The following is a 26455-nucleotide window of genomic DNA, read 5'->3' on the forward strand; positions in this document are numbered from 1 at the left end:
CCGGTGGAAGCGCCCGCCCGCCCGCTGCTGCGCCGCCTGCAACGGCTGGAACTGGCGGTACGCGCGGCGGTGGCGCAGCGCCGGGAGGGCGACCCGCAACCGGACGACCCCTTCCGCGGCCTCTACCTGTCCGACGAGGCGGTCGACGCGGCCCTCGCGGCGGCCCGCGAACCGTTCGCCCCCTGGCCCGCCGGCCCACCGGACCGCACGGCGGAGTCCGGTGACCGGCTGGCCACGCTGGCCGCCGCGGCCGGGCTGACCGCGCTGGACGAGGCGCTGCTGCTGGTGGCCCTCGCCCCTGACGTGGACAGCCGGTTCGAGCAGTTCTACGGCTACCTGAACGACGACGTGACCCGCCGTCGCCCGTCGATCGGCCTGGCCCTGCGGCTGTGCGGGCTGTCGGAGGCCGTCGCGTCGGCCCGGCTCCGGCTGACCGCCGGCGCGCCACTGATCGACCTCGCGTTGCTGTGCGTGGACTCCCCCGACCGACCGGTGCTGAGTCGGGGGCTGTGGGTGCCGGACCGGGTGGGGGGCTGGCTGCTCGGCGCTGACGCGCCCGAGCCGCTGCTGCTCGGCCTCGCCGGGCCGGTCGCCCCGGCCGGACCGCCGCCGCCCGGCGCGGCACCGCTGGGCCGGGCGCTGGCCCGGGCCGGGGCCCGCCTGGCGTACCTGCGGGAGCGGCCCGGCGGCAGCGCGGCGGCGCTGGCGGTGGCCGCGCTCGACGACGCCGGCCGGCGCGCCCTCGCCGTCGACCTGCCCCGCCTCGCGGCCGACCCACGACCGGCCGACCTGGCCACCGCGCTGGTCCGGGAGGCCCTGCTCACCGGGGCGGGCCTGGTGGTCGGGCCGGTGCGCGGCGACGAGCCGTGGGCGGTCTGGTCGCGGTTGACCGCCGGCGAGGTGCCGGTCCTGGCGTACGGGACGCAGCCGTGGGACCCGGCCTGGACGGCGCTCGCGCCGTTGCAGGTGGACGTCGTGCCGCTGACCGCCGACGAGCGGGCGGCGGTGTGGCGGTCCGCCCTGCCCGGCGGGCTGGCCGACGGGCTCGACCCGGCGGCCGCCACCGCCCAGTTCGTGCTGGGCGAGCCGGCGATCCGGCGGGCCGCCTCGGTGGCCGTGCAACTCGCCACGGCCGCCGGCGAGCCGGTCGGTGAGGCGCACCTGCGCGCGGGCGCGCGTACGCAGAACGCGGCCGGCCTGGAGCGGCTGGCCCGGCGGATCGTGCCGGAGGTCGGCTGGGACGACCTGGTGCTGCCGGCGCCGACGCTGTCGCTGCTGCACGAGCTGGCCGGGCGGGCCCGGCACCGGGACCGGGTGCTGCGCGAGTGGCGGATGCGCCCCGGCGGTGGGCGCGGCCACGGGGTGACGGCGCTGTTCGCCGGGGACTCCGGGACCGGCAAGACGATGTCGGCGGAGGTGGTGGCCGGGAGCCTGGGGCTCGACCTGTACACGGTCAACCTGGCCACCGTGGTGGACAAGTACGTCGGGGAGACCGAGAAGAACCTGGAGCGGATCTTCGGCGAGGCGGCCGGGGTGAACGGCGTGCTGCTCTTCGACGAGGCGGACGCGATCTTCGGCAAACGCTCGGAGGTCCGCGACGCCCACGACCGGTACGCCAACATCGAGAGCGCCTACCTGCTGCAACGGATGGAGACCTTCGACGGGCTGGCGGTGCTGGCCACCAACCTGCGCGCCAACCTGGACGAGGCGTTCACCCGGCGACTGGACGTGGTGGTGGACTTCCCGGTGCCCGACGAGACGGCCCGCCGGGCGCTGTGGGACCGCTGCCTCGGCGACCGGGTGCCACGCGCGCCCGACATGGACCTGGACTTCCTGGCCGCCGCCTTCGAGCTGGCCGGCGGGCACATCCGCTCCGCCGCGGTGACCGCCGGCTACCTGGCTGCCGGGGCCGGCCGACCGGTGGGGATGGCGGAGCTGATCGGCGCGGTCGGGCGGGAGTACCGCAAGCTCGGCCGGTTGACGTTGGAGAGCGAGTTCGGCCGGTGGCTGCCGTTGGCGGTGGGATGACCGCGCCTCTGCCCTTTCGGGCAGCCGCTGTTGCCCTCGCGTCGGGTCTGGCGGGGCTGGCCCGGTCCTCCGCCCAGGGTGGACGGTCGAGGCAGGCCCGGCCCGAGGGGGTAGACCATGCGCGGACACCGTGAGTTCGACGCCGAGTCGGCGGTACGCCCGGCCGGCGACCGTCCCACCGGTGCCGAACGGGACAACGACGCCCTGACGTACGCCGCCGCCACCGCCGGCCGACCCGACGTGCTCGGCGCGTCCGGCCTGCTGGGCCTGCAACGGGCGGTGGGCAACCAGGCCGTCGGGGAACTGCTGGAGCCGACCGCCCCGCGCTCCCCCGTACACGACGTGATCAGCTCCGGCGGCGGCGCCCCGCTCACACCGGACGTCCGATCCGACATGGAGGCCCGCTTCGGCGGCCAGGACTTCGGCGACGTCCGGGTGCACACCGACGGGGCGGCGCACGAGTCGGCGAAGTCGGTCAACGCGCAGGCGTACACGGTCGGCTCGAACATCGTCTTCCAACGCGACAGCTACGACCCGTCGTCGGCGGCCGGTCAGCACGTGCTGGCCCACGAGCTGACCCACGTGGTGCAGCAGCGCAGCGGGCCGGTCGACGGCACCGACCACGGCGCCGGGGTGAAGGTCAGTGACCCGTCCGACCGGTTCGAGCGGGAGGCCGTCGCCACCGCCGACCGGTTGATGTCCAGCCCGGCCGCGGCGTCGCCCGCGCCAGCCGCCCCCGTCCAGCGGGCGGCGGCGCACGACGGGACCGACCACCCGCCCGTGCAGCGCGCCGAGGAGATGTCCGAGGAGGACGAGTCGGCGCAGACGTACGTGCAGCGGCAGGCGGCCGGCGAGGAGGAGGAGTCCGCCGAGGAGTAGGGCGACCTGTGACCTGGCCGCCGGCGAGTCGTTGAGCCACTGATGAGCCCGCCTGAGCGGGGAGGTGTGAGGTGAGGGCACCGGCCGAGGAGCGGGGTGGGCCGCCGCGCCGCGCCACGCCGGCCCCACCGCCGCGCACGGCCGCCGAGCCGGAACCCTCCGCCGGGGTACGCGAGCCCGCCGACCGTCCGCTGAGCCGGGCGGCCGTGCAGCGGTTGCAGTCCGGGGCGGGCAACCGGGCGGTGGCGGCGCTGGTCGCCCAGCGGCGCGCCGCGTCGGCGCGTACGCCCGGCGGGAAGCGGTCCGGCGCGGGGGGCGCGTCACGCGGCGCGGGCCTGCCGGCGCAGCGCTCGACCGCCTCGGCGACGGCCGGCTCGGCCACCGCCGCCGCAGGCCCCGGCTCGACCACGGCCTCCACCGGCCCGGCCACGGACGTGCCCGGGCCGACGGTGCAGCGGCTGGCGACCGACGCGGGGCCGGTGCACCGCCCGGGGCCGCACGCGGACCCGAAGTTCGCCGCGCTCACGGCCGACGTGCGGGGCAAGCAGAAGCTGCTCGCCGCCCATCCGCCCGCGAAGGCGGAGGCGGCGAAGGCGCAGGGCGCGGCGAAACCCCCGCAGGACGACAAGGAGGCTCAGGGCAAGGCGGCCAACGCGGAGAAGATGAATGCCGCCAAGCCGGGCGAGTTCGACAAGGCCGCGTTCGTCCGGGCGGTCAACGAGGCCATCGCGGCGCAGGCGCCGAAGAACCTCGACGAGGCCGACAAGTTCGGCGACTCCGGCAAGGCCGACGCGGTCAAGGGGCAGGTGCAGGGCCAGGTCACCGACGGCAAGAAGGCGTCGGCGAACGCCATCGAGACCACCACCAAGGCACCCCCGGACACCTCAAAGGCGGTCGACAAGCCGGTCACCCCATTGGTGGCGGACAAGCCGCCAGCCACCCCAGGCACGCCGGACCCGGCGAAGGCCGTACCGGACAAGGCCCCGCCGGCGGCGACTGATTTCTCCGGTGGGCCGAAGCAGGTGGACCAGCAGATGGCCGAGGCGCAGGTCACCGAGGAGCAGCTGGCCAAATCGAACGAGCCGGAGTTCACCGGCGCGCTGAAGGAGAAGAACGTCGCCGAGCAGCATTCGGCCACCGCGCCCGGCCAGGTACGCGCGGCCGAGGCGCAGACCCTGGCCGGGGCGAAGGCGGCGGCCGGTCAAGCGGGGGCCGCGGCGATGAACGCCCTCGCCGGCCACCGCAAGCAGGCCGGGCAGGCCGTCGGGGCCGGCAAGGAGCAGGCGAAGTCCGCCGACGAGGCCAAGCGGGCGAAGGTCACCGGCATCCTGCAGAAGGTCTTCGACGCCACCAAGAAGGACGTCGAGGACATCCTGTCCGGCCTGGACAAGAAGGTCGACGAGAAGTTCACCGCCGGCGAGAAGGCGGCCCGCGACGCGTTCACCGCGGAGCACAAGCGGCGGATGGACGAGTACAAGGACAAGCGGTACTCGGGCCTGCTCGGTAAGGGCCGATGGCTGAAGGACAAGTTCGCCGGACTGCCCGAGGAGGCCAACCAGATCTTCGTCACCGCCCGCAAGGGCTACGTCGACCGGATGCAGCAGGTCATCTCCGGCGTCGCAGACGTGATCGGCGCGGAGCTGACCCGGGCCAAGCAGCGCATCGCCACGGGCCGGGAGCAGTTGCAGGCCGAGGTCAGGAAGCTCCCGGCCGACCTGAAGGCGATCGGCCGGGAGGCGGCGGGCGAGTTCGCCGGGAAGTTCGACGAGCTGACCGAGTCGGTGAACAACAAGGGCACCGAACTGGTGCAGACCCTCGCGTCGAAGTACAACGAGGCGCTCAAATCGGTGGACGAGGAGATCGCCGCCGAGAAGGAGAAGAACAAGGGCCTCGTCGCCAAGGCCGTCGACGCGGTCGCCGGCGTGATCAAGACGATCATGCAGCTCAAGGACATGCTGATGGGCGTCCTGGCCAAGGCCGCCCAGGCGGTCATGGCCATCATCAAGGACCCGATCGGCTTCCTCGGCAACCTGGTCAGCGCGGTCGGGGCGGGCCTGCGCGCGTTCCTGGCCAACATCGGGGAGCACCTGAAGAAGGGCCTGGTCGGCTGGCTCACCGGCGCGATGGCCGGGGCCGGGCTGGAGCTGCCGGCAAAGTTCGACCTGCGCGGCATCGTCCTGATGATCGGCTCCCTGCTCGGCCTGACCTGGGCCTCGATCCGCGGCCGGATCGTACAGAAGGGCGTGCCCGAGCCGGCGATGAGCGCCGTCGAGCAGTCCGTGCCGTTGGTGCAGAAGGTCCAGGCCCAGGGCCTCGGGGGCATGTGGGAGGAGATCCAGGACAAGGTCGGCGACCTCAAGGCCAACCTGTTCGCCAAGATCAGCGAATACCTGATTCCGACCGTGCTGATGGCCGGCATCACCTGGATCATCAGCCTGCTCAACCCAGCCTCGGCGTTCGTCCGCGCGGTCAAGATGATCATCGACTTCGTCACGTTCATCGTGACCCAGGGCGCCCAGATCATCGAGTTCGTCAACTCCGTGCTCGACGCCATCATCGCGATCGCGGGCGGCGGGACGGGCGGAGTGCCGGCGCTGATCGAGAAGGCCCTGGCACGGTCGGTGCCGGTGCTGATCGGGGTGCTCGCGGCGGTGCTGAGCATCGGCGGGATCGCGCAGAAGGTCCAGAAGTTCTTCAAGGCGCTCAGCAAGCCGGTGATGAAGGCCGCGGACTGGGTGGTCGGAAAGATCGTCGGCCTCGGCAAGAAGCTCTGGGCGAAACTGAGGGCCGGCGCAGGCCGTATAAGGAACAAGTTCACCAAGAACAAGAAGGATCGAGCCGCTGGCGGCCCCGAGGCGGCCCGCGAGACGCTGTCTTCGGCCCCGACGATGCACACGGAAAGCCACACGCTACGCCTCACCGCTGCCGGCGAGCTGACGATAGCCAGCGTCGAAGGGCGAGTGATCGACAAATGCCGCGCCCTCATCATCATTCTCAAAGGCAAGCCGAAAAAGGCTGCTGAAGTCTCCGCACTTCGGGGGATCGTACAACGGGCTGGAATGGCGCGCGGAAAGTTGAGACGGGCCAACGGCAACACGGCCGACGCAGGCGTGAAGGCTGCCTTCAGCGCCCTCGACCGAGCCATAGTCGAGTACGGGGCCACATACAAGCGGAACGACCTGACCGCACCAGCGAAGTGGAGTCCTGAAGCCGAAGCCGCACTTCGGCGACACGCAGATGCAGCGGTGGCCACCTTCCGCAGCGTAGGACTTACTGTCGACGAAATACGCGACGTGGAGCGACGGAAGCTGGCCGACGAAGCCGCGAAGAAGAACGGAACGACGTTGGAGGGACGCCCCTGGTTCGTTCGATACGCGATGCACCAGGGGACCGAGATCGACAAGCATTTCAAAGAAACCGCAGGCGGCGATCCTCTACTTGACGAGGAAAACGTCGTATTCTCTGCTCGCGGCGTCAAGCAGCCCGACTTCTACGAATCTTCCAGGAAGTGGTGGGGCGATCTGACAACGCACAAGGACTGGGCGGCGCACCTCAGCCGGTACGCCGCGCAGTACGGTGCCGAAGCGCTTGAGATCGCCTATACTCCGATGTCCTACAAAGACTACTGCGCAGCATTTTCGACCAATGTTTCGTCTACGCGCGCTGAGGTGAGGAGTGCCGGTGGATAAGAAGTTCTGGAAGACAGCAGAGGGTGTCGAACTCGCGCGCTCAGTCTTCGCCCGGCTTCTTTCAGGACAGTCGTTGGACCGCCTTTCGTTCGACGAGCACGAGGGCAGACTGGATCTACGGAACATATCGGTTCCATCTCCGACCACTCTTCAGGAGATGGCCCGACGCGGCGAAATACCGGAAGCTCGTGCCAAGAAACCGAGGTTGCAGAACGTCTCGCTGGAGGGTATTGATTTCAGCGGCGCCGACCTCCGTGGCATCAGGCTCTTCGAGGTCACGATCCGTGAGTGTCGCTTCGATGAGGTCCAGTTCGATGATCTGAGAGTCTGGAAGTCGACCGTTCGAAACTCCTCCTTCCGCGGCGCCAAACTGGCTGGCACCTATCTGGGAGCCTGGCACGAGAACAAAGGAAACGAGTACACGGGCGCCGACTTCCAGGGGGCGGACCTGACCCAGATATCATGCCCTGCAGCCTCATTCCAGGACGTCAACTTCTCGGGGGCAAAAATCATCGACGTGGACTTTGGTGCTTCCAGCTTCGTCCGCTGCACCTTTGCCGGGGAACTGCGGCGGGTCATCTTCTGGGACCGGCCGCCTACCAGCGAAAAAGCAAGTCCGAACCCGATGACGGACATCGACTTCTCTCGTGCCGAGCTTCACGACGTCGAGTTCAGGGGGCTGCGTCTCGATCGAGTGACGCTCCCGAGGGGCGACGGCCACGTCATCGTGCGGAACTATCGGTGCGTCCTGGAGCGTGGCATCGAACGACTCAAGGGCAACAACGCTCTCGGCGCGGTACTCGTGCACGAGCTCCACTGGTCCCATCCACTTCGCACCGATGGGGTCTGGCACCGCGATGAGCTCGGTGAGAACGATGAGGAGCGCGACGCGATGTCCAACCTGCTGAACGAGATTGACGCGGAATGCGGCCAAGCGGGCTCGTCGTGAGGCGTACCCCTTGCCCCAGGCCCAGCACGCGAGCCGCCAGCCGACCTCGAAGTGCGGCAGGTCATCCTCCCGCCACTGCCGTGCTCGGGGTACGCACCGAAGCCTCCACCCGGTCCAGCCCGGGCCGGTCAATCGTTGTTGGCGGCACGGAGCGCCTGCGCCAGCACTTCGCTGCCGTTGGCCTGTTCTTCGGACTCGGTGGACCAGCGGATCTCCACCTTCTCGCCGTTGTGCAGGGTCAGCTCGTACTTGACCGGGAACTTGCTGACCACCTGCGCGACGGCGATGTCCTCGTACGCGATGAACCGGTTGCCCTCGGTCGTGGCGAGCGGCCGCGGGTCGCCGGACTCGATCCACTGGGCCATCCGGCGGCGTGCGGTCATCGCCTTGAGTTTCGCGACGCTCGGCACGAGCAGCAGACCGTGACTGAGGATGAGTACGTCACTGCGCTTCTTGTTGACCTTCATGTTGAGGATTCCGGCGTAGATTTCGGCGCGCCGGGCGGTCGCCCGCTGCTCGACGTGCGTCGCCGCAGCGACATCGATGCCGCGCTGAGCCAGTTGGCGGCGGGCTTCCTCGATCGTCGCCGGGTCGACCGCCAGCTCGGCGATGTCGCTGAGGTCCAGTTCGGTGCCGTCGGGACCGACGAGCCGGGTCGCTCCGGTCCAGGAGTGCTGCCAGCGCGCGGCACCGGAGCGGACTGCGGCGAGGCTGAGCAGCGCCGTGAGCGGCTTGGCGAACAGTTTCCGCGACTCACGTCGGGTCGCCTCCGGGAAGATCGGCGCGGCGATGTCGTCCAGCCGGCCGGCGGCGATGTGGTCGAGGACCGCCCCGACGTGCGGTACCGGCTGGTTGACCGCGCGCGAGACGGTACGCAGCAGCCCGTCCATGTTCTCCTGCAGCCTGGCGCTCGCGGCGGCGGCCGTGAACTGGTCCCACGGCAGGACGGTGAGCTTTTCGGCGTTGAGGATCCGCTGCTGCAGGGCGATGCCGGCCCGATCCGGGGCCGGGATGAGCACCCAGGCGGGACGGTTGTCGACCGGTACCGCCGACTCGGGCGCGGCCGTGATCGCTGCGAGCCGGATGCCCAGCGGTGGGTGGGTGTCCCAGACGGACTGCTCGCCATCGGGCTGGTCGGTGCGTAGTTCGGCGATTTCGTCGGCGCGGGCGCGCAACAGCTCGCCGAAACCGGCGAACAGGTCGGCAGGTGCGTAACCCGCCTCCAGACCCGGCCCGACGTACCGGTTCAGGTAGAACGCGAAGGCGGCGGAGAGGGCCTTGCTCTCACGCAGCGCGCTGGCGGCGGCGTCACGCCCGGCCACCTGCACCGATGCCAGGTCTGCCTCCAGCTCCTGCCGTCGGCTGACCGCGTTGTGCACCATTACGTACAGCCGGCCGTAGCCGCGGAAGATCCAGCCGGCGACATTGCCCGAACCGATGTGGCTGATCGTGCGTTCCAGCGCCATCCGGCCGCGGTACGTGACGCCGGCCAGGCGGGTGTGCCGGCCTGAGTAGTGACCCAGCTCGTGCGCGAGGACCGAGCGCAGTTGCGCCACGGTGAAGGCCTGCAACAGTGGCATGCCGATGTACATGTACCGCCGGCCGGCGATGAGACCCATCAGCTTGGAGCGCTCTTCGACTGCGGCGTTGACGTCGGGTACCAGGTAGATCTCGTCCGGCGGCCGGGTGCCGACCACTGCGGCGAGGTGGTCGACCATCGCCCACAGGTACGGCGCGGTGGTCCGGGGCAGTGGCAGACCGTTCGGCTCGGGGCGCTTGGTGCGCAGTGCCTTCCAGGTCCCGTAGCCCACCGCCCACACCGTCGCCAGGAAGACGGCGATGCCGAACTTGGCTGCGATCACACCGGACGTGACGGACCCGATCCAGATGGCAAAGGCGAGGCCGGCGATCAGCTGCACCAGCGCCAGGACGTAGAACCCGGCCAGCATGACGACCGAGATGAGGGCGCGGATCATTACAGGCATGCTGTTTCCTCCCCGTGTGCCCATGGTTCCGCATGGGCGTACGGGAAGGTACCGCCTCGCCCCGACTCGGACAACCGCCTATAGTTCAGCGATCAACGACACGGGAGGAACGCGTTAGATGTGGCCCTTTCGACGTCGACGGGCGTCAACCGAGGGACTGCCGATCGATCCAGCGATGGGCGACCCGATCGCCGCGCGGCTCATCGCGGCCGCGAAGCAGGGAGACTGGCGCACGATCGGCGACACCTTGTCCGATGTGGAGCATCCGGACGATCACACGTTCTATGTTCGGACGGCGGCGTACAACAGTGGCGTGGAGCGCTGGATCGACGACTGGGTCGCGGCCGAGCCGCACTCGGCGCTCCCACTGCTGGTCAAGGGTGCGCACGCGATCCACTGGGCCTGGGAGGCCCGCGGTGGCGGGCGGGCGAGCACCGTCGGCGACGAGGCTTTCCGGCTGTTCTTCAAGCGACTGAAGCTCGCCGAGGACTGCCTGGACGAGGTCACCGACCGCGACCGGGACAGCGCCACGCCGTGGGTGTTCCTCGTCATTCTCGGGCGCGGACGGCAGCTCGGGATCGATGAGACCCGGCGCCGCTTCGAGGAGGTTTGCCGGCGCTACCCGTGGCACCTCGAGGCACACGACCAGATGCTGCAGCAGCTGTGCCGGAAATGGAGCGGCTCGCACGACCTGATGCACGAGTTCGCGCAGCGGACACTGGCCGAGATGCCGGCCGGTTCGCCGTTGGGCCGGCTTACGGCGACCGCCCACCTGGAGCACTGGCTGGACCTGGACAGCGACGAGGATGCCGCGTACATCGGATCGGCCGAGGTGAGAGCACAACTACTCGCCGCCGCCGACCGCTCGGTGCGGCACCCCGACTACGTGCGACGGCCGGGGTGGCCATCGGTGCACAATTCGTTCGCCACGGCCTTTTCCTTCAGCGGGGACTGGACCGCTGCGGCTGAGCAGTTCGACATCATCGGGGACCTCGTGACCGAGTGGCCCTGGCAGTACATGAGGCGCCCCGACCTGGCGTTCCTCGAGTACCGGAAGCGCGCCTACACCGAACTCGGCCGCTGAGCGAAGGCCGCCGAGGCACCCGCAGGCCGGATGCCTCGGCGGACCAGGTGCCCGTAAGGGCGTCGAACGTTTCCCGATCATGCGTCCGCCTGGACGTACGACCAGCGCAGCACACGCGAGACGCTCAACTCGACCCTGACTGAGGGACGAGGAGGCGTGATGCCCAACTACCTGGCGCCGGGCGTGTACGTCGAGGAGGTGGAGTCCGGCTCCCGCCCGATCGAGGGCGTCGGCACGGCGGTCGCCGCGTTCGTCGGCTTCGCCGCGCAGGGGCCGTTCAACACCCCGACACTGGTGACCAACTGGAGCCAGTACGCGCAGATCTTCGGCGAGTTCGCCCCGGACTGCTACCTGGGCCACGCCGTCTACGGGTACTTCATGCAGGGCGGCGGGGCCGCGTACATCGTGCGGGTCGGCGGCGACCGGGCCAGCGAGGAGGCACTGCCCCCGGCGCCCGAGCCGACCGCGATCCTCGGCACCTACCGGGTGGTGGCCCGCGCCCTGCCCGAGGGCACCCCGGACGACCTGACGGTCGAGGTGGCCGACCCGCCGGAGGGCGCCGGCGAGGACCGGTTCAACCTGGTCGTCAAGCGCGGCGGTCAGGTGGTCGAGACGTTCGAGTCGGTGACCACCAAGCGCGGCAAGGACAACGTGGTGACCGTGGTCCGCGAGAAGTCCAAGCTGATCACCATCGAGGAGGCGGCCCCGACCGGCCAGCTGGCCCGGCCCCGCGGCGGCGAGGTGGCGCTCACCGCTCCCCCGCCGGCGGTCAGCGCCCCCGAGAACGTGTCCGCCGACGAGTACGTCGGCGACGCGGCCGAACGGACCGGTTTCGGCGGTCTGGAGGCCGTCGACGAGGTGACAATGGTCGCGGTACCCGACCTGATGGGGGCCTACCAGCGCGGCGCGATCGACCTGGAGTCGGTGAAGGCCGTGCAGTCGGCGATGATCGCCCACTGCGAGCTGATGGGCGACCGGATGGCCATCCTGGACCCGCCGCCCGGCCTCTCCCCGCAGCAGGTCAAGGAGTGGCGCACCGACCAGGCCGGGTACGACTCGAAGTACGCGACGCTCTATTACCCCTGGATCAAGGTGTTCGACCCGGTGACCGGCACCAACCGGTTCATGCCGCCGTCGGGACACCTGGCGGGGGTGTGGGCACGCAGTGACGGCGCACGGGGCGTGCACAAGGCCCCCGCGAACGAGGTGATCCGGGGCGCGGTCGCCCTGGAGACCCAGCTGACCCGCGCGGAGCAGGAGCTGCTCAACCCCCTCGGCGTCAACTGCATCCGGTCCTTCCCCGGCCGGGGCATCCTGGTCTGGGGCGCGCGGACGCTGTCGTCCGACCCGGCGTGGCGCTACCTCAACGTGCGGCGGCTCTTCAACTACCTCGAGGAGTCCATCCTCAACGGCACGCAGTGGGTCGTCTTCGAGCCCAACGACGACATGCTCTGGGCCCGCATCCGCCGTACCGTCAGCGCCTTCCTGGTCAACGAGTGGCGGCGCGGGGCGCTGTTCGGCCTCACCCCGGACGAGGCGTTCTTCGTCAAGTGCGACCGGGAGACCAATCCGGCCGAGGGCATCGACGCCGGGCAGGTGGTCTGCCAGATCGGCGTGGCCCCGGTGAAGCCCGCCGAGTTCGTCATCTTCCAGCTGGCGCAGATGTCCGGCGGCACCAGCCTGGTCAACGAGTAGTCCCCGTAGCGTCAGGAGGCAGTCGTGCCGCTCCCCGATTTCGACTCCGCCGTCGGCCACTCGTTCGGCCTGGAGGTGGACAGCGTGGTGATCAAGCAGATCACCGAGGTCTCCGGCCTCAAGATGGAGCAGGACGTCATCGAGTACAAGTCCAACACCGCCGACGGCAAGTTCGTCGTCCGCAAGGCGCCGGGTGCGCCGAAGGCCGGGGAGGTCACGCTGACCCGCGGCCTGACCGCGGACAACAGCTTCGAGCGGTGGATCAAGGACTGCCGCTTCGGCAAGATGGGCGACGCCCGCAAGGGCGGGGCGATCATCGTCTTCGACTACGAGGGCATGCCGATCAAGCGGTACAAGCTCACCAACGCCTGGGCCAAGAGCCTGGAGATCAGCTCGCTGAAGGCCGGCGACACCAGCGTGCTCACCGAGAAGCTCGTGGTGACGTACGAGTCGATGGAGGTCGAGTAGCCCCATGCGCCGTACCTCGTCCCTCGTCCCGCCGCCCGGCCCCGAGCAGGTCGAGCCGGCGGCCGTCGCCCCACGGCGCGAGACGCTGCGCACGGAGTTCCCGTTCGAGCTGCCGCGCGGGTACGTCGACGGCTCCGGCACGGTGCACCGGGACGGGGTGATGCGGCTGGCGACCGCGCGGGACGAGCTGGTGCCGCTGCGCGACGACCGGGTCCGCGAGAACCCGCCGTACCTCACCGTGGTGCTGCTCAGCCGGGTGATCACCCGGATCGGCACCGTGGTCGACGTGCACCCCGGCATCGTGGAGGACCTGTTCGCCTCCGACCTGGCGTTCCTGCAGGACATGTACCGGCGGATCAACAGCGAGGGGCACACCCGGGCCAGTGTGGTCTGCCCGGAGTGCCAGCACCGCTTCGCGGTCGACCTCGCCGGCGGCCGCCTGGGGGAATCGTGACGTACGCGGCCGACCGCATCTACTCCGAGGTCGCGTACGTCGCCTACCACTTCCACTGGTCGCTGGACGAGCTCCTCGACCTCGAACACGGCGAGCGGCTGCGCTACGTGGCCGAGATCGCCAGCATCAACACCCGGATCAGTCAGGGACGGTGACCCGATGTGGCGGTGGCCGTGGCGATCGCACCGGACCATGCAGCGGTCCACCACGGACGGCGCCGCGTCCACGTCGGCGCCGACCGGGGACGCCGGGCCGCCGGCCGGCGCACCGACGCACCGCCGCGACGAGCCGCCCGCATGGCTGGGGTTGCCGGCGATCCAGCGGGTCACCCCGGACGAGCCACGGCTAAATCTGCCCGAGTCCTTCACCGGCTCGCTGGCCGCCTGGCGTGACCCGTCGTACCTGTCGCCGCTCGGGCACCTCGTCGGCGACGGCGAGCCGGCCGGGGTGCTGCACGGGGCGGTGCTGCCGGTGCCCGAGCCGGCACCGGCAGACCCGGGGACCGCGGGCGGCACCCCGGCGGACACCCTCACGTCGCTGCCGCTCGTGACGCCGCCGCCGGAGGCCCGCCGCACCGCACCGTCCCTGCAACGGCAGATCGGGGGTGCGTCAGCGGGGCCGCCGCCGGCCGTGTCGCCCGGGGAACGACCGGTTCCGGTGGAGCGCGGGACGGTCAGCCGCCTGCTGACCGCGCCTCCGGCTCCGCTGGAACTGCACCTGCCGGCCGTCGACCGGCCGGCCGACCGGGTCCAGCGGACCGTCGACAGCGCCGCGCCCGACCCGACCGGCGCGCCCGGGGTGCCCGAGACGCCCGAGAAGCCGGGCGCGCCGACGCTCGGGCTGGACGCTCAGGTGGCGGGCCCCGCCACGTTCCCCGTCGAACCGGGCGCGTCCCGGGGCGCGGACGCGCCGACGGGGCCTGAGCCGGCGGCGGGGACGGCCGGGCCGATCGCCTCGCCGGAAGCGCGACGCTCCGCGCCCGACCTGCCCGTGCAGCGGTCGGCGGGGAACGGCCCGGGGCGGCCCCGCCGGCTCGGCCTGGGCGAACCGATCGTGCCCCCGCCGCGTCCGCCGAGCCCGGCCGCCAGCGACGCGGGAGCGGCCGGTGGCCTCCCGGTCCAACGCCGGTCGATCGGGGACGGCGGCCCATCCCCGGCGCACCGGCCGCCACGTGGTGTCGGCGAGGCGGTCGCCGGTCCACGGCCCTTCGGTCCACCGGACGGTGGCGATGGATCGCCGGACACCGCCCCCACCGCGGCGGAAACCTCGGCCGGGCTGATCGGGGAGGCGGTCGTCTCGCGCCTCGGCGCGTCCGCCGACCCGTCCGCCACCGCCCTCGACCCCTCCCCGGCGGACACACCGGCCGACGCCGGGGCCGTGCGCGGCCCCGCGCCGCCGGTCGGCGAGCTGCCGGTCACCGGCGCGGCAGCCGGTCGGACATCCCACGCCGACGCCACGCCGTCGGACGGCGGCGCGGCCGGCTCGGGTACGGACGGGCCGCCGCCCGTGCAGACCTTCGTGCCGCCGGAGGACGGCGCGCTCACCGACCTGCGGATGGCGCCGTTGCTCGCCGAGCCGCCCACGACCGTCGGCGGCTCCCCGCCCCCCAGCGCCGACGTCCCGACGGCCACGACCGCCGAGGTCCCGACGGCCACGACCGCCGGTGGCCGGGCAGCGGGCAGGGCCGACGGCCGGGGACCCGGTACGTCCGACCTGCCGGTGGTGTCCCGGCTGGCGGCGCCCGGCACGTCCACCGAGCCTGACCGCACCGGCGGGTCGACGGCCGGCACCACGTCCGACCCGACCGGCGGCACCGGCGGACCCCTCGTCGCACCCGACCACGCTCCGCTCCCACCGGCGGAGGCCGGGCCCGCCACGGCCGACCTGGTGGGCGGCTACCCGAATGCGCCGGACGCCACCGGCGACGCGGCCGACGGCGGGCCGCCCGACGCGACCTCCGCGCCCGCTCCCCCGCCCCTGGTCGTGTCCCGGTTGGTCGGCGAGCGGCCCGTGCGGCTGTTGACCGGCGCGGTGCCCGACGTGCCCGCGCCACCCCGCCCGAGCGTCCAGCGGGTCACCTGGCAGCACGACGAGACGGCGGCGACCCCCGTGTCCGGTCCGCCCCGCCCGGAACCGGGCCACCTCGTCGAGCCCGAGGTGCCGCTGCCCAGCGCCGCTGCACCCGAGGGCACCGGGACGTTCACGGTGGCCGGTTCGCCCGGCGCCGCCGGGCCGGTCCCGGTCCAGCGGTGGGTGGGGGCGCTGCCGGACTCGTCTCCCCCCGCCGTGCCCGGCCGGTCGCGTTCCGGCGGCGACAGCCCGCCCTCGGCGTACCCCGGCTGGCCGGACCCGGTGGCGCAGCGGGCGGAACCGGCCGACGCGCCGCCGGCGGAGGTGCGCACCCCGTCCCCGGCGGCGGAGCCGCCGCCGGGCGGCGGGCCGACGGCGACCGGTCAGCCGGCGGCTGGCACCGCTCCGGCCGCCGGGGTGGAGCCCGAGGAGTTGCTGAAGAAGCTCTACGACCCGCTGCTGCGCCGGCTGAAGACCGAGCTGCGCCTCGACCGGGAGCGGCACGGGGTGCTCGGCGGGCCGGGCTGACCGTGCGCCCCGGACGTTCCCACGATCCAGCGCCGACCGACCAGGAGGGATGAATGGCCAAGGACGAGGTCGCCGTCGCGATCGCCTTCGTCGTCAAGATCGACGACCAGGATCTCGGCGCGTTCAACACCTGCGACGGGCTCGGCTGCGAGGTGGTGGTCGAGCAGCGGGAGGAGGGCGGCAACAACGGGCACGTCTGGCAGCTGCCCACCCGGATGAAGTTCTCCAACGTCAAGCTCTCCCGGCCGGTCACGGCGGAGAGCACCAAGCTGATGCGCTGGTTCTCCGGCATGGCCAACGGGATCACCCGCAAGACCGCCACCATCGAGGCCCGCACCCTGGAGGGCACCGTGATCGCCAGATGGGGACTGCTCGACGTGATCCCGGTGAAGTGGACCGGGCCGCAGCTCAGCCCGGACAGCCCGAAGGTCGCCGTGGAGACGCTGGAGCTGGCCCACCACGGCTTCTTCGGCCCCGGGACCGGGGGGTGACCGGATGACCGCCTCCCCGGTCACCTTCACCGCCGCCGGCAGCCCCGCCGGCCGGGGCGGCGGCCCGCCGCCGCAGCTCACCCACGCGTACCTGCAGTTGCACGAGCCGCCGCGCAACGGCGGCACCGCCTCCCCCGGGCCGCAGCTCGGTCGGATCCCGTTCCAGTTCAACCCGAAGGAGCTAGCGCTGACCAAGACCGCCAAGTGGAAGCGGGACGCGCAGCGCAACGCCAAGAAGAGCGGCGTGCCCGAGTTCACCGGCTCGGACCCGTGCAAGCTGAGCCTGGAGATGTTCTTCGACGCCACCGACACGATGGACAGCTCGGTGGTGAAGCGGGTGGAGGAGCTCTTCGCCTGCTGCGTGCCGACCGACGCCAGCCGGCAGCAGAAGAAGGGCTCGCCGCCGTGGGTGGTGTTCCACTGGGGCGGCATGGTCGGCTTCCCGTCCTTCGTGTCCAGCGTCAGCGCCAAGTACACCCTGTTCACCCCCGGCGGCACCCCGGTGCGGGCCCTGTGCACCGTGACGCTGGAGGAGATCTCCGGTGAGCTGGCCGGGCAGAACCCCACCTCCGGCGCCCTCGCCGCCCGCGACATCCACGTCGTCGTCGCCGGGGACACCCTGCACTCGGTGGCCTACCAGGCGTACGGGCGGGCCGGGCTGTGGCGCCAGATCGCCGAGGCCAACGACATCGACGACCCGATGCGGCTGCGCCCGGGCACCGCCCTGCTGGTGCCCGCCCCGGAAGAGTTGAGCGCCCGTGGCCAATGAGCAGTTCGCCAACGCCCTCCTCGTCGAGGTGGGCGGCAGCGCGCTGCCCGCCGAGATCGCGTCGCTGCTGACGTACGCGGCGGTGGACGACAGCCGCAACCTGCCCGACCGGTTCCTGCTGCGCTACCGGGACCCGGACCGGACGGTGCTGGCCAAGGGCGGCTTCACCATCGGCGCCCCGGTCCGGCTGACCGTGCAGACCTCCGACCCGGGCGGTCCCGCGCCCCTGCTCACCGGCGAGGTCACCGCCCTCGAGTGCGAGCTGGACGCCACCGGCACGTTCACCGAGGTGCGCGGCCTCGACCTGGCCCACCGGCTGCTGCGCGGCCGGCGGGTCGCGGCGTACCCGGGGATGAGCGTGCCGGACATCGTGCGCAAGGTGGCCCAGCGGGCCGGGCTGAAGGCGGGCCGGATCGACCCGGTGGCCGGGATCGGCGGCGAGCCGGAGGCCCAGCTCAGCCAGGACAACGTCAGCGACTGGGTGTTCCTGCACCGGCTCGCGGAACTGGTCGGCGCGCAGGTGCTGGTGCTCGACGGCGCGCTGCACCTGCGGATGCCCGAACCGCCCGCCGGCGCCCCCGACCCGTCGGCGCGGGCCACCCAGGACCCGCTGGTGCTGGAGGTCAACCGGAACCTGATCGCGCTGCGCGCCGGGGTCACCGCCACCGCCCAGGTGCCGGAGGTGGGCGCGCGGGGCTGGGATCCGGCCACCAAGCGGGCGGTCAGCGCCACCGCCACGCCGAGGGTGCCGGGCGCCGAGGGGATCGGCGTCGACCCGGCCGAGCTGGGCCGGAAGATGGGCAGCCCGCCGTACCTGGTGGCCGATCCCACCCTCGGCACGGACGCCGCGGTCCGGGCGGTCTCCGGCGCGCTCGCCGGCGACCTGGGCGGCGGTTGCACCGAGATCGAAGGGGTGGCGAAGGGCAACGCCAAGCTGCGCGCCGGCGCCGCGGTGGCGTTGGCGAACATCGGCGAACCGTTCCAGGGCAGGTACGTGCTGACCAGCACCCGGCACGTCTTCAGCGAGCAGGCCGGCTACACCACCGCGTTCACCGTCTCCGGCCGCTCCGACCGCTCCCTGTACGGGCTGACGGCGGGCGCCGCCGAGCCGGCCCGGACCGCCGACGGGCTGGTCCCGGCGGTGGTCAGCGACGTGAAGGACCCGAAGAAGCTCGGCCGGGTCCGGCTCACCCTGCCCTGGCTCGACGGCGCGTACACCACCGGCTGGGCGCGCGTGGTGCAGCCCGGCGCGGGGGCGGACCGGGGCGCGGTGCTGCTGCCGGAGGTGGGCGACGAGGTGCTGGTGGGCTTCACCGGCGGCAACCTGGACGCCGCGTACGTGCTCGGCGGGTTGCACAACGGCACCGACGCGCCCCCGAAGCTGGACACCGACCCGGTGGACGGCGGCAGCGGCCGGATCGCCGCCCGCGCCCTGGTCTCCCGCACCGGTCACCGACTGGAGCTGCTGGAGGCCGGCAGCGGCCCCGACGGCGTCCTGCTGGCCACCGGGGACCGCAAGTTCACCCTGCGGCTGGACCGCAGCGGGAAGCAGATCGAGATCGTCAGCGACGGGAAGGTGAGCGTGCGGGCCCGCAACGGGATCAGCCTGGACGCCGGCTCCGGGCCGCTGGAACTGACCGGGCAGAAGGTGACCGTCACGTCGAAGAGCGACGTCGGCATCGAGGGCCAGGGCCGGGTCGGCGTCCGCGGCACGGGCGGCGTATCCGTGGAGGGCGCCACCGTCAAGGTCGCCGGCCAGGGCGGCGCGGAGCTGACCGCCGGCGGGCCGGTCACCGTCCGCGGCGCGGTCGTGCGGATCAACTGAAGCATCGGTGACGAAGGGAGCAAGCCGTGCCACCTGCCGCTCGCGTCGGCGACCCCACCGCCCACCCGGGGACGGTCGGCGGCCCCGGGGTGCCCACGGTCCTCATCGGCGGGCAGCCCGCCGCGACGGTGGGCACCCTGCACGCCTGCTCCTTCCCGGGCACGCCCCCGCATCCGCCGTCGCCGCTGCTGCCGCCCGGCTGTCCCACCGTCCTCGTCGGCGGCCGGCCGGCCGCCCGGCTCGGCGACCTCGCCGGCTGCGGCGCCCCGATCGTCGCCGGCTGTCCCACCGTGCTGATCGGCGGGTGACGGACATGGCCACCGACTTCGTCGGCGCGGGCTGGGCGTTCCCGTTGCGGACCGACCCGACCGGCGGGATCGCCCTGGTGCGCGGGGACCGCGAGGTGGTGGAGAGCATCCGGCTGATCCTCGGCACCGCCCCCGGCGAACGGCCCGGCCGGCCCGAGTTCGGCTGCGCCATCCACGAGCTGGCGTTCGCACCGGCGGACCCGTCCACCGCCGGTCAGGTCGCCTACCAGGTCCGGCTGGCGCTGGAACGGTGGGAGCCCCGCATCGAACTGGACGACGTGCTGGTCGACTTCGCCGACGCCGCCCGGGGGACGCTGCACATCGACATCCGTTACCGGCTGCGCCAGGACAACGACCCCCGCAACCTGGTCTTCCCGTTCTACGTCATCCCCGCCCACGAACCCGGAGCCGAGTGATGGCCCTGCCCGCACCCCACCTCGACGACCGCCGCTTCCAGGACCTGGTCGACGACGCGAAGCGCCTGGTGCAGCGGCGCTGCCCGGAGTGGACGGACCACAACGTCTCCGACCCGGGGGTGACCCTCATCGAGACGTTCGCGTACCTGGTCGACCAGCTGCTCTACCGGCTGAACCGGGTGCCGGACCGGCACTACGTGAAGTTCCTCGACCTGCTCGGCATCACCCCGTTCCCGCCGGCGGTGGCCTCGACCGACGTCACGTTCTGGCTCTCCGCGCCGCGGGACGCGCCGGTTGTCGTATCCGCCGGCACGCACGTGGCGACCGTCCGGGCCGAGCACGTCGAGCCGGTGACCTTCGAGACGCTGCGCGAGTTGACCGTGCCCCCGTGCCGGCTGGTCCGGGTGGTCACCGTGCCGGACGGGGGTCAGCCGACCGACCGCACCGGCGAGCTGGGCGGGGTCGATCGGCTGCCCGCGTTCGCCGATCCGCCGGCGGCCGGCGACGCCGTGCTGTTCGGCCTCGACGTGCCGGTGCCCGGCTGCGCGGTGCTGCTCACCATGGACTGGGTGGTGGCCGGGCGGGGCGTCGACCCGACGAACCCGCCGCTGGCCTGGGAGGCGTGGACCGACGAGGGCTGGGTGGCGTGCCCGGTGGAACGGGACACCACCGGCGCGCTGAACCGGGCCGGGGAGGTGGTCCTGCACGTACCCGCCGGGCACGCCGCGTCGGTGGTGGCCCGGCAGCGCGCCGGCTGGTTGCGCTGCCGGCTGCGGGAGCCCGTCGCCGGGCAGCCGTTCTTCCACGCCCCGCCGCGGCTGGGCCGGGCGCAGGCGGCCACGGTGGGCGGGACGGTCGAGGCCTGCCACGCGGAGCTGATCGCCGGGGAGAGCCTGGGCGCGTCCGAGGGGGTGCCGGGCCAGCGCTTCACGGTGCAGCGCGCGCCGATCGTGGCCGCCGACGGGGCCGTCGAGATCGAGGTGGGTACGGCCGACGGCTGGCAGACCTGGCGGGAGGTGGCGAGCTTCGCCGATTCCGGGCCGGAGGACCGGCACGTGTGCGTGGACCGGGCCGGCGGGGAGATCCGCTTCGGGCCGGCCGTGCGGCAGCCGGACGGCGCGGTACGCCGGTACGGGGCGGTGCCGCCGAAGGGCGCGGTGGTCCGGATCCCGGCGTATCGGACGGGTGGCGGCCGGCAGGGCAACGTGGCCGCCCGCGCGCTGACCGTGCTGCGCGACCCGGTGCCGTTCGTGTCGACGGTGAGCAACCGGGCGGCGGCCACCGGCGGGGTGGACGGTGAGTCGCTGGCCGAGACGTCGGTCCGGGGACCGCTGACGCTGCGGACCCGGGAGCGGGCGGTCACCACGGAGGACTACGAGCAGCTGGCCCGGCAGGCCGCCCCGGAGGTGCTGCGGGTGCGGTGCGTGCCGGCCGGCGACGGCTCGACGGCGGTGCGGGTGCTGGTCGTGCCGGCGCTGGGCGAGCACCGCGACGCCGACGACGACGTGGCCCGGTTCGCCGCGCTGCGGCCTCGGGAGGAGACGTTGGAGCGGATCCGGTCCTTCCTCGACGCGCGGCGCTGCGTCGGTGCCCGGGTGCTGGTGGAGCCGCCCTTCTACCAGGGGGTGACGGTGGTCGCCCAGGTGCGCGCCCGGCCCCGGGCCACCGGCTCGGCCGCCGACCTGCGCCGCCGGGCCTTGCGGGCCCTCTACGACTACCTGGACCCGGTGCGGGGCGGCCCCGACGGCACCGGGTGGCCGTTCGGCCGGCCGGTCCAGTCGGGCGAGCTGCACGCCGTGCTGCAGCGCGTCGACGGGGTGGACCTGGTGGAGGACGTGCGGCTGTTCGGGGCCGACCCGACCACCGGGGACCGCGGTGAGGCCGTGCAGCGCATCGAGCTGAACGTCAACGCGCTCGCCTTCTCGTACGGCCATCAGGTGCGGGTCAGCACGTGAACGACAGGAGTGGATCATGCGGGGTTCCGTACCGGGGCTGGTGAGCCCGCACCCGATCGGGCAGCAGCTGCCCGCGATGTACCTGGAGGACGACTTCGCGCAGCGGTTCACCGCCGGCCTGGACGAGGTGCTGGCCCCGATCCTGCTGACGCTCGATTGCCTCGACGCCTACTTCGATCTGGCGCTCGCCCCGCCGGACTTCCTGGACTGGCTGGCCGGCTGGGTGGCCGCGCCGCTGGACGGGGACGGGCCGCCGGAGGTACGCCGGGAGCTGGTCCGGCGCGCGGTGGAGGTGCACCGCTGGCGCGGCACGGCCCGGGGCGTGGCGCTGGCGGTGCGGGTCGCCACCGGGGCCACGGTGGAGATCACCGACAGCGGCGGGGTGACCTGGTCGGCGACGCCGACGGACGCGCCGCCGCCGGACGAGGTGCCGGAGGTCCGGATACGGGTGCCGGGTTACGTCGACGAGGCGCTGGTGCGCCAGGTTGTGGCGTCCGCCGTGCCCGCCCACGTCCGGGTGACGCTGGAGACGCAGCCATGATCATTTGCACCGCGTGCGGCGCCACCAACGGCGACGACGACCAGTTCTGCGGCGCGTGCGGCGAGTTCCTGCGCTGGGACGCGGGCGCCGGGACGTCGACCGGCGGGGCCGGGGACCGTGCCCCCGCCGGCCGGCCGGCCGACGACGGGCCACCCGCCGGGCGCCCCGCCGAGGGACGGCCGGCGGTCGACACGCGGGTGGGGACCGGCCCGGACGCGGGCGCGCGGGCCAGCGCGGCCGGGCCCGGGACCGACGCCGGCCCGCTCCCACCGACCGTCGACGTCCCGACGTCGGTCGCTGCCTCCACCCGCGGCGACACCCACCGGAGCGACGCGGACGTGCCGCCCCGACAGCCCACGGACGGCTCGGGGACGGGTGACCGGGCCGGCGGAGGCGCCCAGCCCGCGCCCCGGCAGCCCGGACCGCCGGAACGACGGGGGCAGGGGTCGGGTCCGGAACCCGTCCCGGTGGAGTCGGTCGACCCGGCGGCCCGCCCGCCCGTTGCCCGGCTGGTCTGTCCTGCCTGCGCCGTGAACAACGACCCGGGCCGGCGGTTCTGCCGGGCGTGCGGCACTCAACTCTCCGCCCCGGCGGCCGTCGCGCCGCGGCGTACGTGGTGGCAGCGATGGTGGGACCGGCTGCGCCGCCGCGCCCCCCGCCGTTCCCGGCGGGAGGAACGCCGTGCCTCCCGGGCCGCCCGCCGGAGCCTGCTGATCGTGCTGGTGCTCTGCCTGGTCGGGGTGCTGGCCGTGACCGGGCCACCGCTGGCCCGCCGCGCCCTGGAGGCGGTACGCGACCGCACCGAGGACCCGACGCCGCTCGTGCCCGCGTCGGTGGCCGCGTCCTCGGAGGCGCCCGGCGCGGCAGCGGCCAAGCTGACCGACGGGGCGAACAACCGGTACTGGGCGCCAAACGGGAAGGCCGTCGACGCGTGGGTGGAGGGCCGGTTCAACGAGCCGGTCCGACTGCTCACCGTGGTGATCACCCCCGGGGTCGGCCCACGGCGGCAGGCGTTCCTCGCCGGCGGGCGGCCGCGCGGGCTGACCGTGGTCACTGTGGCCGCCGACGGCAAGCAGCAGAAGACCGACATCGAACTGCGCGACGAACCCGGGGAACAGCACTTCGAGGTGGAGGCGTCGAAGGTGGTGCGGATCAGACTGGTGGTGCGTTCGACGTACGGGCCTGGGCTGATTCCGTCCGTGGCGATCGGGGAAGCGGAATTCTTCGGTCGACGGTGACCGGGGCGCCCGGCGGGGTGCCCGTGGCGAGGGACAGGTCCAGCCCGAGGGAGACGAGCACGTCGGCGTACCGGCGGCGGGCCTGTTCGGCGGCGGCGACGTTGCCCGCCCGGTCATGGGCGGCGATCAGCAGCCGCCACCCGGCGTCGTGGCAGGGGTCGATCTCGACACAGCGGGCGGCCATCGCCACCGCCGGCTCGGGTGCCGCACCGCCGGCTCCGGAGAGGGCCGCCTCGGCGAGCCGGGCCGCCGCGTCGGCCGCCTGCCGGCGCAGGGTCTCCCGCTCGGCCACCACCCACTCCGCCGGGCCGTCCTCCGGCAGCAGCTCACCGGCGTACGCGGTCACCGCCACCCGCAGGTCGTCCAGCACCCGCGGGTCACTCGTCGGCCCGTGCCGGGACGCCCGTTCCACGGCCTGCCGGAACTCCCGGACGTCGCACCACGCGTCCGCGGGAAGGGCCAGCAGGTACGCGTCCCCGTCGCGGTGCAGCAACGTCTCGCCCGCGCCGGCGGGCAGGTGGGTGTCGAGGAACCGGCGCAGGCTGGACAGGGCGACGTGCAGGGTCCGGGTGGCCGTACCCGGGTCGGTGTCCGGCCAGAGCGCGTCGAGCAACCGGTCGCGGTGCACCGGCCCGGCGTGCATGGCGAGGATCCGGGCCACCGCCCGGGCCCGGGGCCGCAGCGAGGACCAGTTCAGCGGCTCGCCGTGCAGGCAGATCCGGAAGCCGCCGAAGCAGCGTACGGTCAGCGGGGCGCTGTTCGGCGCGGGCGCCGCCCGAAGGTCCGGGGCGAGCCAGGCGGCCACCGCGGCCCGGGGCAGCCCGGCCTGCTCGGCTGCGGCGTGCACGGCCGACAGCGCGCCCGCCCGCCCCGGCCCGGCGGGCACGCCGGCGGCGAGGGCGAGCACCCGCGCCCCGGCCACTCCGGCGGCCCGCGCGGTGCTCTCGGCCCGGCGGACCTCGACGTCGGCGTCGGGGAGGCGGGCCCGCGCGGCGGCCAGCGCGAGCAGGGACTGCGCCCAAGCGGCGAGAACGCCGGTGTCCACCTCGCGGGCCCGGTCGAGCAGCCGGGCCGCCTCCTCCGGCTCCGGCCCGCCGCGCAGCGACCGGGCCAGCGCGGCGCACCCGCCGGCGAGCAGGGCGCCCCACCGGTCCCCCAGCCGGTCGCACTCCTCCACCACGGCGACCGCCTCCTTGAGGTCGGCGTCCGCCCCGCTCAGGGCCGGTACGGCCCGGGCGAGCCGGGCCAGCCACGGCAGACTCGCCCGATCGGCGTCCAGGCCGACGGCGGCGACGGCGGCGGGGGCCTCCGGGTCACCGCCGGCCACCGCGGCGGCGGCCCGCAGCAGCCGGCAGCCGAGGCCGACCAGGCCGGTGTCGGCGGGAGTGACGGCGCGGTCCAGCACGCGCACCGCCTCGGCGGCATGCCCGGAGAGCAGCAGCGCCCCCGCCCGGACCAGGGTCTCCTCCGCGCCGGTCAGCCGCTCGGCCTCGCCGACGACGACCATCGGGTGACGGCGACTGGCGGTGCGCAGCCAGCCGGACCAGTGGCCACGCCAGTGCGGCCCGTCCGGCAGCCAGGCCGTCACGTCGGCGCGCAGCGCCCGGCAGCGGGCCGCGCCCGCCCCGCCGCCGAACATCTCCTCGGCCCGGCGCAGCAACGGCACCGCCCTCGCCAGCTGACCCTCGTGGAGCCGGTGCTGGGCGTCGGCCAGCACCAGCCACGGGTCCTCGGCGATGAACCAGGCAGGCAGCAGGTCGGACCACTCGTCGAGGCTCGGCACGGCCGCGGCTGCGCCGGCGACGTCGAGCAGGCGGTGCACCTCGGGCCAGAGCTGGGCCCGGGCGAAGCACCGGGCGGCCTCCAGCGCCGCGCCCTCCTCGGCGAGGAGCCGGCCCGCGCGCGCGTGCCAGGCCCGCGCCGCGGCCTCCCCCACGTCCTCCACCAGCGCGGCGGTCAGGTGGGCGCGCAGCACCTCGTGGTACGCGAAGGAACGGCCGCCGTCGTGGGTGACGGTGAACGCCTGCCGGCGTTCCAGCTCCTCCAGCGCGGCCTGCCCATCGTCGCCGCCCAGCAGCCGGTCGCACCGCTCGGCGGTGAGCACCTCGAACACGCAGGTGCGGACGAGGAACCGGCGCAGCGACGGGGTCAGCTCGGCCAGGACCGTCCGGGTCAGGTAGTCCCGGGACAGCGCCGAGCGCATGGCCAGCGAGGCCACCGCGCGCCGCCGCTCGGGCATCGGTTGGCCGCGGGTGGAGAGGTGGTAGAGCTTCAGGCCGGCCGCCCATCCCCCGAGCCGCCGGGTCAGGGCCGCCACGTCGTCGGCGGGCAGCGGCTCCCGGTAGACGTCACGCAGCAGCCGTTCGACCTCCCAGGTGCGGAACCTGAGCTGCTCGGCGTCGATGACGACGCTATCGGAGAACTCGTGCCGGGCCAGGACGAGCGCCGGGGCGCGGCGGGTGCCGATCAGCACCCGGACGCCCGCCCTGGTCAGCGCGAGGGCGCGGTCCAGCAGCACGGACTCCCCCGGTGAGCCCTCGATCAGGTGCAGATCGTCGACGACCAGCAGCCCGCCGCCGCCGCCGGGCAGGGTCGTGTCCAGCCGGTCCGCCAGCCCTGACGGGTCCGCGTCCGACGGCACGATGCGCAGCCACGCCATCGGGCCGGCGCAACCGCCGGCGTACTGGGCGAGCAGTGTGGTCTTGCCCGCGCCGGCGGGCGCGACGACCAGGCCGAGGGAGAGCGGTCGGACCTCCAACGCGGTGATCAGCCTCGGTCGGATCAAGCTCAGGGACGGATGACGAACGGCCTCCGTCGGCATCACGGGCACCTCCCCGGGAGCGACGACCATGGGTCATGCTGCCGTGACCGGAACACCGCTCATGTTAGTCAGTCACGCGCTCCCATTGCCCAGCGTGATCATATCCGCACGATCGGATGTCGGACACGACGGCCCGGCCTCTCGCGGTTCAGTGACGGTCGGGCCCGCCACCGTCACCTGTGCCCGGCGACTCGTGCGGCACGCTGTTCCTCCCCCGCTTGATAGCGACTTCTTCTCGCATACGCGGCAATGCGCGTCGGTG

Annotated in this window: 20 protein-coding genes; 18 read left to right on the forward strand and 2 right to left on the reverse strand. The window is 73.4% G+C overall.

Features of this window, described 5'->3' with window-relative positions:
* The first annotated feature begins 3 nt into the window (after positions 1 to 3).
* The 4 genes from BLW47_RS18430 (at position 4) to BLW47_RS18445 (ending at position 7545) form a co-directional block, all read left to right on the forward strand.
* Entirely contained in the window at positions 4 to 2028 is a 2025-nt protein-coding gene (locus BLW47_RS18430; protein ID WP_091559134.1) for an ATP-binding protein, read from the forward strand.
* 117 nt (positions 2029 to 2145) lie between these two features.
* A complete protein-coding gene (locus tag BLW47_RS18435; RefSeq protein ID WP_091559137.1) occupies positions 2146 to 2907 on the forward strand; it encodes an eCIS core domain-containing protein in 762 nt (253 codons plus the stop codon).
* A 206-nt stretch (positions 2908 to 3113) separates the two neighbouring features.
* Entirely contained in the window at positions 3114 to 6596 is a 3483-nt protein-coding gene (locus tag BLW47_RS18440; RefSeq protein WP_139307356.1) for a phage tail protein, read from the forward strand.
* Positions 6589 to 7545, forward strand: coding sequence for a pentapeptide repeat-containing protein (locus tag BLW47_RS18445; protein WP_139307357.1), 957 nt, complete (start codon positions 6589 to 6591; stop codon positions 7543 to 7545). Before BLW47_RS18440 ends, BLW47_RS18445 begins: the two co-directional genes overlap by 8 nt.
* A 128-nt stretch (positions 7546 to 7673) precedes the next feature.
* On the opposite strand, the gene BLW47_RS18450 is transcribed toward BLW47_RS18445, so the two are convergent.
* On the reverse strand, positions 7674 to 9530 hold the full coding sequence (locus BLW47_RS18450) for a M48 family metallopeptidase (protein ID WP_175543700.1): 1857 nt from the start codon (positions 9528 to 9530) through the stop codon (positions 7674 to 7676).
* 175 nt (positions 9531 to 9705) lie between these two features.
* Between BLW47_RS18450 and BLW47_RS18455 the strand changes: the two genes are divergently transcribed.
* The 14 genes from BLW47_RS18455 to BLW47_RS25215 all read left to right on the forward strand — a co-directional run bounded on the left by BLW47_RS18455 (position 9706) and on the right by BLW47_RS25215 (position 23372).
* Positions 9706 to 10614, forward strand: a complete 909-nt coding sequence (locus BLW47_RS18455; RefSeq protein ID WP_091559153.1) for a DUF4034 domain-containing protein — start codon at positions 9706 to 9708, stop codon at positions 10612 to 10614.
* Between the two features lie 159 nt (positions 10615 to 10773).
* The gene (locus BLW47_RS18460; protein ID WP_091559372.1) at positions 10774 to 12309 is read left to right on the forward strand and encodes a phage tail sheath family protein; all 1536 of its coding nucleotides are present in this window, start codon (positions 10774 to 10776) and stop codon (positions 12307 to 12309) included.
* A gap of 24 nt (positions 12310 to 12333) precedes the next feature.
* A complete protein-coding gene (locus BLW47_RS18465; RefSeq protein WP_091559156.1) occupies positions 12334 to 12777 on the forward strand; it encodes a phage tail protein in 444 nt (147 codons plus the stop codon).
* A 4-nt stretch (positions 12778 to 12781) separates the two neighbouring features.
* Positions 12782 to 13231 (forward strand): hypothetical protein, encoded by a 450-nt coding sequence (locus tag BLW47_RS18470; RefSeq protein WP_091559159.1) that lies wholly within the window; start codon positions 12782 to 12784, stop codon positions 13229 to 13231.
* Complete coding sequence (locus tag BLW47_RS18475) at positions 13228 to 13386, forward strand: DUF6760 family protein (protein WP_091559162.1); 159 nt, start codon at positions 13228 to 13230, stop codon at positions 13384 to 13386. The genes BLW47_RS18470 and BLW47_RS18475 overlap by 4 nt, the downstream gene beginning before the upstream one ends.
* Positions 13387 to 13423: 37 nt before the next feature.
* The gene (locus BLW47_RS18480; protein WP_139307359.1) at positions 13424 to 15829 is read left to right on the forward strand and encodes a hypothetical protein; all 2406 of its coding nucleotides are present in this window, start codon (positions 13424 to 13426) and stop codon (positions 15827 to 15829) included.
* Positions 15830 to 15882: 53 nt separating this feature from the next.
* Positions 15883 to 16320, forward strand: a complete 438-nt coding sequence (locus tag BLW47_RS18485) for a phage tail protein (protein WP_091559167.1) — start codon at positions 15883 to 15885, stop codon at positions 16318 to 16320.
* A 4-nt stretch (positions 16321 to 16324) separates the two neighbouring features.
* Positions 16325 to 17089: a CIS tube protein gene (locus tag BLW47_RS18490; protein ID WP_091559170.1), complete on the forward strand. Its 765-nt coding sequence runs from the start codon at positions 16325 to 16327 to the stop codon at positions 17087 to 17089.
* Positions 17079 to 18914, forward strand: coding sequence for a VgrG-related protein (locus tag BLW47_RS18495; protein ID WP_091559174.1), 1836 nt, complete (start codon positions 17079 to 17081; stop codon positions 18912 to 18914). Before BLW47_RS18490 ends, BLW47_RS18495 begins: the two co-directional genes overlap by 11 nt.
* A gap of 26 nt (positions 18915 to 18940) precedes the next feature.
* Positions 18941 to 19222 carry a PAAR domain-containing protein gene (locus BLW47_RS18500; protein WP_091559176.1) on the forward strand — a complete coding sequence of 94 codons (282 nt, stop codon included), beginning with the start codon at positions 18941 to 18943 and terminating at the stop codon, positions 19220 to 19222.
* A 5-nt stretch (positions 19223 to 19227) separates the two neighbouring features.
* Entirely contained in the window at positions 19228 to 19638 is a 411-nt protein-coding gene (locus tag BLW47_RS18505) for a GPW/gp25 family protein (RefSeq protein ID WP_091559376.1), read from the forward strand.
* Positions 19638 to 21593, forward strand: a complete 1956-nt coding sequence (locus tag BLW47_RS18510; RefSeq protein ID WP_091559180.1) for a putative baseplate assembly protein — start codon at positions 19638 to 19640, stop codon at positions 21591 to 21593. The genes BLW47_RS18505 and BLW47_RS18510 overlap by 1 nt, the downstream gene beginning before the upstream one ends.
* A gap of 16 nt (positions 21594 to 21609) precedes the next feature.
* Entirely contained in the window at positions 21610 to 22134 is a 525-nt protein-coding gene (locus BLW47_RS18515; RefSeq protein WP_175543701.1) for a phage tail protein, read from the forward strand.
* Positions 22131 to 23372, forward strand: coding sequence for an NADase-type glycan-binding domain-containing protein (locus BLW47_RS25215; RefSeq protein ID WP_091559188.1), 1242 nt, complete (start codon positions 22131 to 22133; stop codon positions 23370 to 23372). The genes BLW47_RS18515 and BLW47_RS25215 overlap by 4 nt, the downstream gene beginning before the upstream one ends.
* On the opposite strand, the gene BLW47_RS18525 is transcribed toward BLW47_RS25215, so the two are convergent.
* Complete coding sequence (locus BLW47_RS18525) at positions 23287 to 26193, reverse strand: AfsR/SARP family transcriptional regulator (RefSeq protein ID WP_139307362.1); 2907 nt, start codon at positions 26191 to 26193, stop codon at positions 23287 to 23289. The two genes, BLW47_RS25215 and BLW47_RS18525, sit on opposite strands and share 86 nt — an antisense overlap.
* Positions 26194 to 26455 lie beyond the last annotated feature (262 nt).

It is taken from the genome of Micromonospora pattaloongensis, from assembly GCF_900107255.1.
Taxonomy (GTDB): Bacteria; Actinomycetota; Actinomycetes; order Mycobacteriales; family Micromonosporaceae; genus Micromonospora_I; species Micromonospora_I pattaloongensis.